Source organism: Pseudomonas sp. URIL14HWK12:I12, from assembly GCF_003097135.1.
GTDB lineage: Bacteria > Pseudomonadota > Gammaproteobacteria > Pseudomonadales > Pseudomonadaceae > Aquipseudomonas.
Genome location: NZ_QEQL01000004.1, coordinates 118,714 through 135,788 on the forward strand (window position 1 = coordinate 118,714; position 17,075 = coordinate 135,788).

Genomic DNA, 17,075 nt, shown 5'->3' on the forward strand with positions numbered 1-17,075 from the left:
GGTCACATCCTCAGTACGCCGAAGGTGGTGGGCTGCGCCGGCGCGTTCTGGCTGGCGGCCAGGGCCAGCGCCAGTACCTCGCGGGTCTGGGCCGGGTCGATCACCCCGTCGTCCCAGAGGCGGGCGCTGGAGTAGACCGCTTGGGCCTGCTGTTCATACTGGGCCACGATAGGCTGCTTGATACGCTGGGCCTGAGCGTCATCGAAGGGCTCCCCGGCACGGGCTGCTTGCTCCCGCTTTACCTGGACCAGCACACCGGCGGCCTGCTCGGCGCCCATCACACCAATGCGTGCGTTGGGCCACATCCACAAGAAGCGTGGGTCATAGGCCCTTCCACACATGCCGTAGTTGCCTGCCCCATAGCTACCACCGATGATCACCGTGAATTTCGGCACCCGCGCGCACGCCACCGCTGCCACCAGCTTGGCGCCGTGCTTGGCGATGCCGGCTTCTTCGTATTTCTTGCCCACCATGAACCCTGTGATGTTCTGCAGGAACAGCAACGGAATGCCCCGCTGGCAGGCCAGCTCGATGAAGTGCGCGCCCTTTTGTGCAGCCTCCGCGAAAAGAATGCCGTTGTTGGCCAGAATGCCCACAGGGTGGCCATGCAGGTGGGCAAAGCCGCACACCAAGGTGGTGCCGAACAAGGCCTTGAACTCATCCAGCTCGCTGCCGTCGACCAGCCGCGCGATCACCTCTCGCACCTCGAACGCCTGGCGCGGGTCGCTGGGTACGATGCCGTACAGGTCACTGGCCGGATACAGCGGCGGCCGCGGGGGTTTGAGCACAAGGTTGCCCAGCGGGCGGAAATTGAGGTTGGCAATGCAGCGCCGCGCCAACGCCAAGGCATGGGCGTCATTTTCGGCATAGTGGTCGGCCACACCGGAAGTCCGGCAATGCACGTCAGCACCACCGAGTGCTTCGGCTGTGACCTCCTCGCCGGTGGCAGCCTTCACCAGCGGGGGGCCGGCAAGAAAGATCGTGGCCTGTTCGCGAACCATGATGGTTTCGTCGCTCATGGCCGGTACATAGGCACCGCCGGCGGTACAAGAGCCCATCACCACCGCGATCTGGGCAATGCCCTGAGCGCTCAGGTTGGCCTGGTTGAAGAAGATCCGCCCGAAGTGCTCGCGGTCGGGGAACACTTGCTCCTGACGTGGCAAGTTAGCGCCGCCGGAGTCGACCAGGTAAATGCACGGCAGGCGGTTCTGCTCGGCGATGGCCTGGGCGCGCAGGTGTTTTTTTACCGTCAGCGGGTAGTAGGTGCCGCCTTTGACCGTGGCGTCGTTGGCCAGGATCATGCACTGCACCCCTTCGACCTGGCCGATACCGGCAATGATGCCGGCTGCGGGCACGGCTTCGTCGTAGACCTCCCAAGCGGCGAGCGCGCCGATCTCCAGGAAAGGCGAGCCAGGGTCGAGCAAACGATCGATGCGCTCGCGCGGTAGCAGCTTGCCCTTGGCCTGGTGGCGCGCCTGGGCTGCCTCGCCGCCGCCCAGGGCGATGAGGCGAGTCAGCTCACAGAGCCGCGCCAGGTGCTCGGCCATGGCTTGGGCGTTGCGGGCGAAGGTGTCGCCTCGGGTGTCCAGTTGGGTCGTCAAGATTGCCATGGGCACACTCCTCAGCGGGTTTCGTTGAACAGCTCGCGCCCGATGAGCATCCGCCGTATCTCACTGGTGCCCGCACCGATCTCGTAGAGCTTGGCATCGCGCAACAGGCGCCCGGTCGGGAATTCATTGATGTAGCCATTGCCGCCCAGGATCTGGATCGCTTCCAGGGCCATCTGCGTGGCACGCTCGGCCGTGTAGAGAATCACCCCGGCGGCGTCTTTGCGGGTCGCCTCGCCGCGGTCGCAGGCCTGGGCCACGGCGTACAGGTAAGCGCGGCTGGCATTGAGCTGGGTGTAGAGGTCGGCCACTTTGCCCTGGATGAACTGGAATTCGCCGATCGGCTGGCCGAACTGCTCGCGCTGATGCACATAGGGCAGCACCACGTCCAGGCACGCCTGCATGATGCCTACCGGCCCCCCGGCGAGCACTACCCGCTCGTAGTCCAGCCCGCTCATCAGCACCTTCACCCCACCGTGCTCAGCGCCCAAGATGTTCTCTTCGGGGACTTCGACGTCATCGAAGAACAACTCACAGGTGTTGGAGCCCCGCATTCCGAGCTTGTCGAATTTGCTGCCCTGGCTGAAGCCTTTGAAGCCCCGCTCGACGATGAATGCCGTAATGCCGTGGGCACCGCGGGCCGGGTCGGTCTTGGCGTAGATCACGTAGGTGTTGGCGTCGGGGCCGTTGGTGATCCAGGTTTTACTGCCGTTGAGCACGAAACGGTCACCCTTTCGCTCGGCACGCAGGCGCATCGATACCACATCGGAGCCGGCATTAGGCTCGCTCATGGCCAGTGCGCCTACGTGTTCGCCACTTACCAACGGCGGCAGGTAGCGAGCCTTCTGCGCCGCAGTGCCATTGCGATGTATCTGATTCACGCAGAGGTTGGAGTGGGCACCGTATGAAAGCGCCACCGAAGCCGAGCCGCGGCTGATTTCTTCCATGGCAACCACATGGGCCAGATAGCCCAGCGAGGCGCCGCCGTACTCCTCGGCGACCGTGATACCCAGCAGGCCCATCTCGCCCAGCTTGGGCCAAAGGTCGGCGGGAAAGGTATTGCTCTGGTCGATGTCAGCGGCGCGCGGCGCGATGTGGGTGCCGACGAAGGTTTGCAGGTGATGGCGAAGCATGTCGAGGGTTTCGCCGAGAGCGAAATTCAAACCGTGGCAGGTCATGGGGCACCTATGGTCAGCCGATTCTTATTGTCGTGGCCCGGCGGCGAGGCGCCGGCATGCCCTTGAGCATAGAAGGCAATCACCGAGGCGAAGGCGCCAAACGCGCCAATTTGCCGCACTGGTTTGCGCTTTGCGCGGTGGTACATTTCGCGGCCATGAACGCGACCCGCTCTCATCTTTCATCTTGGGCCTGTGCCTTGGTGCTGCTTGTGCTGCTCAACGGGCTGGCGTGCGGCATTGGCCACGGGCAGATGATGAGCACGCTGTTTCTGCCGCTGCCGCCCGCTCATGGCGAGCACGCCAGCATGGACATGGACATGAACATGAACATGAACATGCACCCCGGCAGCACCGCGGAGCCCAGGGCCGGCCACGGCCCGACAGGCAGCGAGCCCACTGCGCCGATGCCGGGCATGCATTCATTGTTCATCGACTGTTTCTTCGCAGCCTCGCTGCCCCTTGGGCTGCTGCTGTTCAGCGTGCTCGGCTGGCTGCTGCGTCATCGCACCCGGCGCTTGTCGCCCCTGGCGCTGCACGTCTTGCCATCACCGCGCTTCGCCCTGCCCGGCCTGAACCCTCGCGCGCCCTGATCCGTTCCCGTCGTTGCACACACCTGCCCACGCCCGTGATTCACGGCGCGCGCCCGCGCGTGCCGGTGTCACCGCGTGCGTCTGCCACAGAGTGTTTGGCCCCTATTCGGCCATCGAACAGATAACGGACATCATGCGCACCTACCTCAACCCCTACCGCCTGGCCCCACTGGCCATCGCCCTTGCCGCCGCCGGCGCTGCCCAGGCCGACGACAACGCCAACGACAGCCTGCTGCTCTCGCCCACAGTGATCACCGCCGTACAGCAGCAATCGCCGCTGACCATCGTCACCAACCCAAAGGACGCCCGCCAACCGGTGCCGGCCAGCGACGGTACCGATTACCTCAAGACCATCCCCGGCTTCGCCGCGATCCGCAACGGCGGCACCAACGGTGATGCAGTGTTGCGTGGGATGTTCGGCTCGCGCTTGAACCTGCGCACCAACGGCGGCCTGATGCTCGGGGCCTGCCCCTACCGTATGGATAACCCCGGTTCATACATTGCCCCTGAGACCTTCGACAAACTCACCGTGATCAAAGGCCCGCAGACCGTGCAGTGGGGCCCCGGGGCCTCGGCGGGTACGGTGCTGTTCGAACGCGAGCCGGAGCATTTCGAGCAACTGGGCGGGCGCCTCGACGCCAGCGCACTGGCCGGCTCCAACGGCCGTTTTGACCGCGTGCTGGATGCTGCCTTGGGCGGGCCGCAAGGCTACCTGCGCCTGGTAGGCAACAGCAGCCAGGCCGACGACTATCAAGACGGCGGCGGCCACACGGTGCCCTCGCGCTGGAATAAATGGAATGGCGACCTGGCGATGGGCTGGACGCCCGATGCCGATACCCTGCTCGAGCTCAGTGCTGGCACCGGCGACGGCGAGGCCCGCTATGGCGGGCGCAGCATGGACGGTTCACAGTTTGCGCGGCAGAGCCTGGGCCTGCGTTTCGAAAAGCGCAACGTGGGTGGCGCGTTGGAGAAGCTCGAAGCCAACTTCTATTACAGCTACGCAGACCACATCATGGACAACTTTCGCCTGCGCACGCCCGACGCCGGCAGCATGATGCCGATGCCCATGGCCTCGCAGGTCGATCGCCGCACTACCGGAGGCCGCCTGGCCGCCACTTGGCGCCTCGGCGCCTGGGAAGTGGTGGCCGGCGTAGATGCCTTGCGCAGCGAGCACCGGGCGCGCAACTCCCGCTACGACATGATGAGCCAGGCCTACACCGACACCAACGCCTTCCCTTGGCAGAAGGACGCGGTCATGCACAGCTACGGCGCTTTCGGTGAGTTCACCTGGCACGCCAGCGACCAAAGCCGCGTGGTGACCGGTGCCCGTCTGGATCGCAGCGATGCCGTCGACAGCCGTGCCACCTTGGGCAGCATGGGCATGGCCCGCCCCAACCCCAGCGCTGGCGAGCGTCGCGCCGAGACGCTGCCCAGCGGCTTCGCGCGTTACGAGTATGACTTGGCCCACTCACCCACCACGCTCTATGCAGGCGTTGGCCATGTGCAGCGTATTCCGGATTACTGGGAGCTGTTTTCCGCCGGTAATGGCCCGGCGGGTTCGGCGAACGCTTTCGAGGGCATCAAGCCGGAGAAAACCACCCAACTGGACATCGGCGCGCAGTATAACGGCGAGCGGCTCCAGGCTTGGGCCTCCGGTTATGCCGGGGTGGTACGCGATTTCATCCTCTTCGACTATCGAAGCACCATGGGCATGGGCAGCTCGCAGGCGCGCAACGTCGACGCGCGCATTGCCGGCGGTGAACTCGGCGCCAGCTACCACCTCACCGACCGTTGGAAAACCGACGCGACCCTGGCCTACGCCTGGGGCGAAAACCGCAGCGACCATCGTGCCCTGGCGCAGATGCCGCCGCTCGAGGCGCGCCTGGGCCTGACATGGGCCCACCAGCGCTACAGCGCCGGGATGCTCTGGCGCTTGGTCGCGGCTCAGAACCGGGTGGCGGTAGGCAACGGCAATGTAGTGGGCCAGGATTTCGCAAGCACCCCGGGCTTCGGCGTGTTCTCGCTCAATGGCGCGTACCGGCTCAACCGCCACTTCAAGCTCAGCGCAGGGGTCGACAACCTGTTTGGCAAAACCTACACCGAGCACCTGAACCTGGCCGGCGACGCCGGTTTCGGTTTTCCCGGCGACCGCGCGCTGCCTGAACCGGGCCGCACGCTGTGGACCAAAGTCGAGGTGAGTTACTGAGCCCAGTCACGCAATGACTGCAAGAAGGCCGCCAGCGCAGCGCCGCTGGCGGCCTGCGGGGCTGAGCGGGGTTGCCTGCGCAGCCGGCGGAGCTGCCCACAGCCCGCCGCACAAGCGCCTGGCACGCAAATGGTTAGCTTTCTGAACGACTGGTCAAGTTGCGGCACTTTGCTATACCTGCCTATGGATCCACATTTTCTTGCAGGAAGCGGCTGAAACCCAAGGCGAATTCCTGTGAGCGGTTCAAGGCAGGAGTGGTTATGGATAACATCGTCGTCGCCGACAAGGCCAGTGAGCAGATCACCGAAAACGTTTGGGGTAACGTCAATCTGAATGCTCCGGGTGTCGTAAGGATTCCCGCAGCCCCGCAGCAGGTCACCAGCGTTGCCCGCAGTGGGCAGAACCTGGTGGTCACCCTCAAAAGCGGCGAACAGACCACTCTGGGGAATTTCTTTGCCACCAGCCCTCAAGGGGTGGGCAGCGACATCGTCTTCGAAGGCGAAGACGGTGCCCTCTGGCAAGGTACCTACGACGCCGAAGCCTTCAATGGCCTGACCTTCGAGCAGATCGGCTCGATCGATGAATTGATCGCCGGTGCCGGTGTGGTAGGCAGCGCTACACCGACCTGGGCTATTGCGGGGCTGGGTGCGCTGGGTGCCGGTGGCACCGCTGCCGCAGCCGGAGGGCTGGCCGCAGGCGGTGGTGGCAACAATAACGGTCCAGCAGGTGTTGGCGTTGACCTGCAGGCCCCGGACGCGCCCAGCGATCTGGCGCTGTCGATCGACGGCCTAACGCTGACAGGCCGCGGCGAAATCGGCGCTACCGTCAATGTGCGCGATGCCTTCGGCAACCTCATCGGCACGGCGGTGGTGGGCAGCGATGGCCGGTTTCAGGTATCGCTCAGCACCGCACAATTGAATGGTCAGAGCTTGCAGGTCAATGTCACGGACGCTGCCGGCAACACCTCCGCCGATGCCCAGATCACTGCGCCAGGCAGTGGCGCCGCCGTGGTGGCTTCGGCCACCGACCTCGCCATCAGTGGCGATGGCAGCCTGCTCAGTGGCCGTGGCCAGGTAGGGGCCCAGGTGCGCGTTTATGATGCCAATGGCGTGCAGGTCGGCACCGGCACAGTGGGCGCTGACGGCACCTTCACCCTGCGCCTGCAGCCTTCGCAACTCGACGGCCAGGCCTTGCAGGTCAGCCTGGGGGATAACCTGGGCAACGTCTCGGCCAATACCCAAATCAACTCACCCGACCTCACGCCCCCTGCCAGCCCCGGCAGCCTTGCGCTGAGCGCCGACGGCCTGCACCTGACTGGCACCAGCTTTCCTGGCTTTCGCATACTGATCCGCACGGCCAGCGGCCGGCTGATCGGGCAAGGTCGTGCAGGCGTGGACGGGCGATTCGACATTACCCTGGACAGCCCTCAGCTCAACGGCCAATACCTGAGCATCAGCGCGAGCGACACCGCAGGCAACAGCTCGGCCCCCGCCACGCTGCAAGCGGCCGACAGCACCGCCCCCGGCCCCGTCAGCGACCTGCTGATCACACCAGACGGCAGCAGCGTTTCTGGCCAGGGTGAGCCTGGCGCCACAGTGACCATCACCGACGCTAACGGAGCCCTGATCGGTACCGGCACCGTGCAACCCAATGGCACCTTCAATGTACCGGTCACGACGCCTGTAGCCCCTGGCCAGGCCGTGAACGTCAGCCAGCAGGACCCCAGCGGCAATGCATCCAGCCCGCTGACCTCGCCGCCAGCGTCGGCGAATACACCTGAAGCCCCCAGCGGTGCGGCCAGCAGTGCCGACGGCACACGGGTGACCGGTAGTGCCCCGGCAGGCGCCACCGTGCAGGTCATCGATGCATCAGGCAATGTGATCGGCACCGGCACCGCAGACGGCGATGGCCGCTTCGATATCACACTGACTACCCCGCAGATCGCCGGCAGCACGGTGGATGTGGTGGTGGTTGGTAGCGGCAACCAAACCTCGCCCGCAGTGCCCATTACCACCCCAGACCTGACCGCCCCTCTTGCCCCCAGTGACGTGCTGGTCAGTGCCAACGGCAGCCTGGTCACCGGCCGCGGCGAAGTCGGCGCCACGGTGACGGTCACAGGTGCAAACGGCGCCGTGCTCGGTACGGCCATCGTCGACCCGGCGGGCGGTTTTGCGGTCGCTCTCAACAGCCCGCAAATCGACGGCCAGCCGCTAACCGTCACCCAGGCCGATGCGGCCGGCAACACCTCGCCCGCAACCGTTGCGCCCGCCCCGGACCTGGACGGCCCCTTGGCACTGGCCGCCATTAGCCTGGATGCCGCCGGGCTGGCATTGACCGGGGTGACCCAGGCCGGTGCACAGGTGACGGTGACCGCCAGCGATGGCACGGTACTCGGTACCGCAGGCGCAGGCGCCGATGGGCGTTTCAGCGTCAATCTCAACAGCGCTCAAATCAATGGCCAGCTGTTACAGGTCAGCGCCAGCAACGCCGCGGGCGCCAGCACCCAGGCGAGCTACGCCGCCGCCGATACTCAACCTCCTGCCCCGGTCAGCAACCTCGCCATAGACGGCGCCGGCGCTGTCATCACCGGCCAGGGGGAGCCCGGGGCGAACGTGCGCGTACTCAGCGCGAACGGCACATTGTTGGGCAGCGCCACGGTACAGGCCGATGGCGGGTTCAGCGTCACCCTGCCCCAGCCCCAGCTCAATGGCCAGGCGCTGAGCCTGGTGCAGGCCGACGCTGCCGGCAATCTCTCCAACCCTGCCAACCTTGCAGCGCCCGACACGCAGGCCCCGGCAGCCCCTCGCGAGCTGTTGATCAGTGCCGACGGGCTGGTAGTCAGCGGCCGCGGCGAACCGGGCACTACTGCGCAAGTTCGCGCGGCCGACAACACCTTGCTGGGCACCGTGCAGGTCGCTGGCGACGGCACGTTCAGCCTCGTGTTGGGCAGCCCGCGAGTCACCGGGGAGCGGCTGAGCGTGACCCACACCGACGCTGCGGGGAACGTTTCCCCCGCAGTGACCGTGACAACACCCGATCTCACCTCGCCCCCTGCACCCAGCGGCCTGGCGGTGGCCAATGGTGTGCTCACCGGCACCGGGGAGCCGGGTGCGAACGTGATCGTATACGGCCCTGGCGGCCAGGTGCTGGGCAGCGGCCAGGTGGCACCCGGGGGCAGTTTCAGTGTGACCTTGGTGCCTGCCCAGGCCAATGGCGAACTGATTTCGGTGCAACTGACCGATACAGCAGGCAATCGCTCGCCCCTGGCCAACCTCAATGCCCCGGACACTACCGCCCCCTTGGCCCCACAGGCAACCATCAGCGCGGACGGCAGCCTGGTGACCGGTACTGGCGAACCGGGCACTACCGTGACGGTCAGCCTCAATGGGCAGAGCCTGGGCACCGCCGTCGTGGCGAGTAACGGGAGCTTCACCCTGACATTGGCCACGCCCCAGGTGGCGGGCCAGGCGCTGCTGGTCAACCTGGCCGACGGAGCGGGTAATGCCTCGCCGGGCACAGGCCTGAGCGCCCCGGACTTGACCGGCCCTGCGGCCCCGTCAAGCCTGCTGGTAGTGAATGCCGGCGCGACGGTCACGGGGGTAGCCACTGCCGGCGCGCTGGTCGAGGTTCGCGACCTGGCCGGCAACCTGATCGGTTCGGCCACCGCTGGGCCGCAGGGCCTGTTCAGTGTGGCGATTGCGCCTGCACAGGCCAACGGCGAGGCCCTGGAGGTGCGGGCCACGCTCAATGGCCAAAGTGCAAGTGCAGAAGTGACCGCACCGGACACTACCCCCCCGGCATTGCCCTCAGCACTGGCTATCAGTGCCGATGGCCTGAGCCTGAGCGGCCTGGCCGAACCTGGCAGCACGGTACAGGTACGCGACACCGCAGGCGGCCCAGTGCTGGCAACCGCAGTGGCGGCCGCAGACGGCACCTTCGTGGTGGCCCTGCCGAGCGCGCCAACGATCGGCGCGACACTGCTGGTCAACGCACTGGATGTGGCGGGCAACTCCAGTGCCGATGCCAGTGCGGCCTACAGCGGCAACGCTGCCAGTGCCCCTACCGCCCTGGTGGTGTCCGCCGATGGCTTCAGCGTGACCGGGCTGGCAGCCGCCGGCATTAGCGTGACGGTCTATGGCACCGATGGCAGCCCCCTGGGCAGCGCCACGGCCGGCCCCGATGGCCGTTTCAGCGTGCTGCTGCGCACAGCCCAATTGAACGGTGAGCGTCTGCACGTGAACGCTACCGACGCCACTGGCGCCGCCTCTCCGAGCGCCGTGGTACAGGCCGGCGACAGCACTGCGCCGTCGGCCGCCACTGCGTTGGCACTCAACGCCGCCGGCACCCAGCTCACCGGCCATGGTGAGCCCGGCGCCACTGTCACGGTGCTTGGGGCCGACGGCAGCAGCCTGGGCAGCGCGCTGGTAGGTGCGAACGGGTTGTTCACCGTCAACCTGGCCAGCGCGCAACTCAACGGCCAGACGCTTCGTGCCGTGCTGGCCGATACGGCGGGCAACCTGTCGCCGGCCAGCGCGTTGACAGCGCCCGACCTCACCCCGCCGCCTGCCCCCGCCAACCTGGCCTTCAGCAGCACCGGCATGGTGCTCAGCGGCACTGGCGAACCGGGAGCTGTGGTCACAGTCACCAACGCCGCTGGCTCGGTGGTCGCCCAAGGCAACGTGGATGCCAGCGGCAATTTCCAGGTCACGCTGCAGAACGGCCAACTGACCGGCGCACCGGTGGCCGTGACGCTCACCGATGCAGCCGGCAACACCTCCCCTGCCAGCCCGATCAACACCCTGGACCGCACCGCCCCCGATGCCTTGACCCAAGTGGCGCTCAATGCCACCGGCAGCACGCTCACCGGCCTTGGCGAGCCAAACGCCACGGTGACCGTACGCGACGACGCCGGCAACGTGCTCGGCACCGCGACGGTCGGCAGCGATGGCCGCTTCACCCTGACACTCACCACGGCCCAGGCCAACGGCCAGCCATTGGTCGTCAGCCAGGCTGATACCGCAGGCAATACCTCGGTGCCGGTGAATCTGGTCGCGCCGGACATCACCGCACCGGCGGCATTGAGCAACCTTGCCCTTAATAGCAACGGCACCCAGTTCAGCGGCTACGGTGAACCGGGCGCCACGGTCACGGTACGCAGCAACGACGGCTTGACGGTGCTGGGCACCGGCACCGTGAATAGCGACGGTAGTTTCAGCCTGGCGTTGAACCCGGCCCAGCTCAACGGGCAGGTGCTCAGCGCCCGCCAGGCCGACGCCGCAGGCAACCTCTCACCCGACGCCAGTTTCACTGCGCCGGACCTCACCCCGCCGGCAGTACCCAGTGCAGCGCTGGCGCCCAACGGGCTGCAGGTCAGCGGGCAGGCCGAGCCTGGCAGCACGGTGCAGGTCCGCAGCGTGAGCGGCGCCTTGCTCGGCAGCGCAGTGGCCGCAAGCGACGGCAGCTACCAACTGACCCTCAATGCTGCTCAACTCAACGGCGAGCGGCTCAGCGTGACGGCGACCGATGCCGCCGGCAACACCTCGCCGGCACAGGCCCTGACCGCGCCCGACACCACCGCACCTGCAGCCGTCACGCAGTTGGCGCTGAGCGCCGATGGCGTGACGGTCAGCGGCTTCGGCGAGCCCGGGGCGACCATCACCGTGCGAAGCGCGAGCGGCGCCTTGCTGGGCACTGCCGTAGCCGGCAGCGCCGGGCAATTCAGCGTGCTGCTCGGCAGCGCGCCTGCGGCCAGCAGCCAATTGAGCGTGACTGCCACCGACCCCGCGGGCAACAGCTCGGCCGCTGCCAATCTGGCGGTACCAGACGCTGGGCAGCAGGTGCCAGCCACGCCCTCCGCGCTGCTGCTCAGCGCCGATGGCCTGGCGCTCAGCGGCCGCGCCGACCCCGGCACCACGGTAACGGTGCATGGCCCGGGTGGTGCGCTATTGGGCCGGGCCGAAGTGGCAGCCGACGGCACCTTCACCGTCAACCTGAGCAGCGCCCAGCTCGATGGCCAGTCGCTTGCCGTCAGCGCCAGCGACGCCACGGGGCTCAATTCGCCCTCAGCCGGTGTGAACGCGCCGGACACCACTGCGCCCGCACCACTGACCAACCTGGCCCTGAGCTACGACGGCCTGGTCGTAACCGGCCGTGGTGAGCCCGGTGCCCGTGTGACCATTACCGGAGCAGGCGGGCATACGCTGGCGGTTGCCACCGTGGCCGCCGACGGCGCTTTCAGCGCCACGTTAGACAGCGCACAGCTCAACGGCCAGGTACTGAGCCTGCAGCAGGCGGACGCTGCCAATAATGAGTCGTTGAGTGTCAGCCTCACCGCTGCCGACCGCACCGCACCCGACGCGCCGACCCAGCTGGCAGTGAGTGGGGACGGCTTGGTGCTGACCGGCAACGGCGAACCAGGCACCACCGCCACAGTGCGCGACAGTGCCGGCAATTCGCTGGGGACTGCCGTGGTGCGGGTCGACGGCGGCTTCGAAGTCAACCTGACCAGCCCTCAGGCTAATGCCCAGACCCTTTCGGTGACCCTGACCGACGCCGCCGGCAACGCCTCGCCCGCTCAATCGGTGCAGGCCAGCGACACCACGGCGCCCTCGGCGGTGACCAATGTCGGCATCAGCGCCGACGGGCTGACGCTCACCGGCCGCGGCGAACCGGGCGCCACCGTGACCGTGCGCGACGCGGCCGGCAACAGTTTGGGCACCGCCACGGTGGCCGGCAACGGCACCTTCAGCGCGCAGCTCAACAGCGCACAGGTCAATGGCGAAACCCTGAGCGTGGTTCAGGCAGACCCTACGGGCAATGTATCGGTGCCGGCAGTCTTCAGCGCTCCAGACACCGCGCCGCCGGCTGCGCTCACACAAGTTGCGATCAGCGCCAACGGTGCACTGGTCACCGGCCTTGGCGAAGCCGGGGCCACCGTGACGGTCAAGACTGCCGCCGGCGTGCTGCTGGGCAGCACCGTGGTTCTGGCCAATGGCACCTTCAGCGTTGCCTTGGTGCCCGCGCAGATCAACCAGCAGGTCTTGACCGTGCAACAGGCCGACCCGCCCGGCAACGTCAGCGTGCCCAGCCAGGTCACAGCGCCCGACCTTACGCCCCCCGCGGCGGCGCTGAACCTTCAATTGGCTGCCGGCACCACCCTGACCGGCACGGGCGAAGCCGGTACGTTGGTGAGGGTGACTTCGGCCAGCGGCGCGTTGCTCGGCAGCGGCACGGTCGCGGCCAATGGCGCCTTCAGCATCACGCTGAGCAGCCCGCAGACCAACGGCCAGAGCCTGTTGGTCACGCTGGCCGACCCCAGCAACAACCTGTCACCGAACGCCACCCTGGTGGCTGCCGACACCACCCCGCCGGCACTGGCAGCCAACTTGAGCCTGGCCAGCACCGGCCTGTTGCTCAGCGGCCAAGGCGAAGCCGGGGCGCGGGTCACAGTCACCAGCGCAAGCGGGGTAGTGCTGGGCACCGGCACCGTGGGTGCCGACGGCAGTTTCAACGTGGCACTCAACAGTGCCCAATTGAATGGCCAGCGCCTGAGCGTGATTTTGCAGGACGCTGCCGGCAACCCCTCCCCGGCTGCCACCCTGGTCGCCACCGACGTGACCGCGCCGCTGGCGCCCACCGCACTGGCCGTTACCAATGGCGGAGCCACCCTGACCGGCAACGGCGAGGCCGGCGCCACCGTCACCGTGCGCAACGCCAGCGGCGCGGTGCTGGGCTCAGCACAGGTCGGCACCGATGGCAGTTTCAGCGTCAGCCTGGCCCCTACCCAGGCCAATGGGCAGGTGCTCAGCCTGACCCAAACCGATGCTGCGGGTAATGTGTCTCTGCCGGGCAGCGTCACCGCCCCAGACACCACCGCACCCAACGCCGCCGGGCAACTGAGCCTCACCGCAGACCTTCTGGGCCTGGCCGGTACCGGGGAAGTGGGCGCTACGGTGACCGTGCGCTCCGGCACGACGGTGCTGGGCACCGGCATCGTCGATGCCAATGGCAACTTCCTGATTGCCTTGCAGCGGTTGGCGCAGGGCAACGAACAGTTGCAGGTGCGGCTGACCGATACCGCCGGGAACGTCTCGGCGGCAGCCAACCTCACGGTGCCGACCATCGCCCCGCCCGCCTCGCCCACAGGCCTCAGCCTGAGCGCGAATGGGCTGGTACTGACCGGTAGCGCCAGCGCAGGTACCACGGTGAATGTCTACAGCGCCGACAATACCTTGCTGGGCAGCACGGTGGCAGGGGTAGGCAACACGTTCAGCGTCAGCCTCGGCAGCGCCCAGCTCAACGGCCAGGCCCTGCACGTTGTGGCCAGCCTCAACGGTGCCAGCTCAGCACCCGGGTTGATCACGGCGGTCGACATCACAGCACCCGCCATCGTCACTCAAGTGCTGATCAATGCCACCGGCACCCAAGTGACCGGCCGTGGCGAGGCAGGTGCCACCGTCACGCTGCGCTCGGCCAGCAATGCGGTGCTGGGGACTGCAACCGTTGGCGCCGACGGCACGTTCAGCGCCAGCCTCGACCCCGCCCAAGCCAACGGGCAGCCAATCACAGTGGTGCAACAGGACGCTGCCGGTAACCTGTCGACCGGGGTGACCCTCACCGCACCAGACCTTACCCCACCAGCCCTGCCCACCGGCTTGGTGCTCAATGCGGCGGGCACGCTCCTGGCCGGCAGCGGCGAGGTAGGTGCTACGGCAAGGGTCTATAGTGCGGCGGGCACTTTGCTGGGCACGGCCGTGGTGGGCGCCAATGGCCAGTTCAGCGCCCCCTTGAACACGCCGCAAACCAACGGCCAGGTGTTGACCGTGCGGCTTACCGATGTTGCTGGCAACACCTCGGCCGGTGCCAGCTTCACCGCGCCAGACACCACAGCGCCCGCCGCTCCCGGGGCGGTGCAGATCAGCACCAGCGGTACTCAGGTCAGTGGCACCGGCGAAGTGGGCGCGCGGGTGAATGTACGCAACGCCGCGGGCACGTTGCTTGGCAGCGGCACGGTCGCGGCCGACGGCACCTTTGCCGTGGCGCTGGGCACTGCTCAGGTGAACCTGCAGGTGTTGAACGTGACGCTGACCGACGCCGCCAACAACGTATCGGCAGCCAGTACCGTCACCGCCCCGGACCTCACGCCGCCGGCCCTGGCCACCGCCCTGGCGGTGAGTACCGACGGGCTGGTGCTCACCGGCAGTGGCGAGGCCGGGGCCACGGTCACGGTCAAATCGCCCACCGGCACGGTGCTGGGCACTGCGACGGTGGCAAGCAACGGCAGTTTCAGCGTAGCCCTCAACGCCGCCCAGCTTAAAGGCCAGACCTTGAACGTGACCCTGACCGACAGCGCCGGCAACGCTTCGGCGGGCGCTGCGGTGGTGGCCCCGAACCCCAATGCCAGCTTGCCGGTAACCGCTACCGACAACCTGGCGCAGGCTGAAGTCACGCTGACTCCGGTGACAGCGCGGCAGAGCTACAGTGATTCGTTCACTGCCGTGATCAACGTCGGCTTTACCCAGTACTACAACTTCAGTATTGCCAGCGGCACCACGGCCCACCCCGTATTGACCCTGACCAGTGGCAATTCGCTGGGGCTGCTCAACGGTTCGACCTTTAGCCTGCAGGTGAAAAACGCCGCAGGCGCCTGGGTGACCGTGGCCAGCGGCAACAACAGCAGCCTGTTGCAAGTCTCGCTGCTGGCCGGCGGCACGGCCGTGCAGGCCAACCTCGCCACGCTGCAGGCCGGTGACTATCGCATCGCCCTGACCAGCGGCGGGCTTAACGTGGCAACGACGGTGGCCAGCCAGTTGCAGGTGGATGTCACCAGCCTGACCCAGTTCACCGGGGCGCCGACGGCCGTGAGTGGCAACTTGGTGACCGACCCTGGTGTGAACGGCCAGGCCGACAGCCTCGGCCCAGACCAGAGCGCCACGGTCAGCGTTCTCAAGGGGGGCACCTTCGTAGCCGCAGGGAGCGGCACGACCGTGCAGGGCCTATACGGTACATTGACCATCGACGGTGCCGGCAATTACACCTACAGCCCCACCGGCACCGCCAGCAGCGTGGGCAAGGTCGACACATTCACCTACGAGTTGGTGCACAGCAATGGCTTGGTCAGCACGGCACGGCTTTATGTACGCATCGACAGCCCCCAGGCCACCGAAACCTGGAGCAGCACTGACCTCTCCGCCAACGCCACAGTGGTCGACGCCACCAATGATGTCACCAGCAGCGCCCTGACCCTGATACCCAAGGAGATCGTCACCAGCGGCACACTCGGCACCCAGAGCGTGCTGCTAGGGGGCAGTTCGGCCACCTATAACACCAGCGTGGCGGCTGGCACGACGGGCGACCTGACCATTGGCCTGAGCTCGGCCAACCTGCTGAGCCTGTTAGGCAGCGTGCAGGTGCAGCTGTACCAGCAGGTCAACGGCAGTTACCAGCTGGTACGCACCATCAGCGGCAGCAGCCTGGTGGCGTTGGGTACCAACACCTACGGCATCACCTTGCCCGGCCAAGTGGCAGGCAATTACCAGATCAAGGTCACCACTGGCGGCATCGGCCTGGTCACCAGCCTGACCACCACCCTGACCAACACCGCTACGGTGATCGGCCAGTTCGTGGTGGGCAGCGCCACGGTGGCCAGCGGCAACCTGCTCACCGATATCGCCGGGGCCGGGCCGGACGTGACCGGTTCACCCTTCACCACGCTGAGCGTGCTGGCCGCCGGCAATTTCGTGCTGCCCGGCTACAACGGCGTTTCGGTGGCCGGCACCTACGGCACTTTGCTGGTGCAGGCCGATGGCAGCTACACCTACACCCTCAATCCAGGGCTTGCCAGCTCTGTGATCGGCCGCGCCGACACCTTCACCTACGAGCTCACCCACCCCAACGGCACTACCGACACCGCCACACTGACCGTCAACCTGACCCAGGCTGGCGCTAGCACCTTCGCCGCGCTGGCAATCGCGCAGGACAATACCCTTCAAACGGACGCAAGCCTGGCCGCCGCCGGCAGCGACACCGTGCTGCAGGGCACTGCCGGAAACGACACCCTTGACCCGGGCCACGGCGGCGCGGTGACCCTGCAAGGGGGCGCTGGCAACGATACCTTGGTGGTGCACGACCAGCAGTTCGCGAACGTCGACGGGGGCAGCGGCACCGACACGCTGCTCTGGGCCGGCGGCGACGCGGTGATCGACCTCGGCAACCTGGCCGACCGCATTCACAACATCGAGATCATCGACCTCAACGACACTTCCCGAGTGGACCTCACCCTCAGCCTGACCGACCTGATAAAGGTGACCGACAGCGGCAATAACACCCTGCTGATCAAAGGCGGCAGCCTGGACAGCGTGCACATGACCGGCATCTGGAACAGCGATGGCGGTACGCACCTGGCTGATGGGGTCAGCTATACCCAATACACCCCTCAGGAAGACCCCACCCACCACCTGTGGGTGCAGAACGGAGTGCAAGTGGTTTGACCTCT

General features: G+C 66.9%; 5 protein-coding genes. 3 read left to right on the forward strand and 2 right to left on the reverse strand.

The window, feature by feature from the left end; translation table 11 throughout:
• Window positions 1-2 precede the first annotated feature (2 nt).
• A complete protein-coding gene (locus tag F474_RS13295; RefSeq protein WP_097085136.1) occupies window positions 3-1,610 on the reverse strand; it encodes a carboxyl transferase domain-containing protein in 1,608 nt (535 codons plus the stop codon).
• Window positions 1,611-1,621: 11 nt separating this feature from the next.
• Window positions 1,622-2,785 (reverse strand): isovaleryl-CoA dehydrogenase, encoded by a 1,164-nt coding sequence (locus F474_RS13300; RefSeq protein WP_097085135.1) that lies wholly within the window; start codon window positions 2,783-2,785, stop codon window positions 1,622-1,624.
• A 56-nt stretch (window positions 2,786-2,841) separates the two neighbouring features.
• Between F474_RS13300 and F474_RS13305 the strand changes: the two genes are divergently transcribed.
• The 3 genes from F474_RS13305 (at window position 2,842) to F474_RS13315 (ending at window position 17,070) form a co-directional block, all read left to right on the forward strand.
• Window positions 2,842-3,375: a hypothetical protein gene (locus F474_RS13305; protein ID WP_097085134.1), complete on the forward strand. Its 534-nt coding sequence runs from the start codon at window positions 2,842-2,844 to the stop codon at window positions 3,373-3,375.
• A 133-nt stretch (window positions 3,376-3,508) separates the two neighbouring features.
• The gene (locus tag F474_RS13310) at window positions 3,509-5,581 is read left to right on the forward strand and encodes a TonB-dependent copper receptor (protein WP_097085268.1); all 2,073 of its coding nucleotides are present in this window, start codon (window positions 3,509-3,511) and stop codon (window positions 5,579-5,581) included.
• A 260-nt stretch (window positions 5,582-5,841) separates the two neighbouring features.
• Window positions 5,842-17,070, forward strand: coding sequence for a BapA/Bap/LapF family large adhesin (locus F474_RS13315; RefSeq protein WP_097085133.1), 11,229 nt, complete (start codon window positions 5,842-5,844; stop codon window positions 17,068-17,070).
• The last annotated feature ends 5 nt before the right edge of the window (window positions 17,071-17,075 follow it).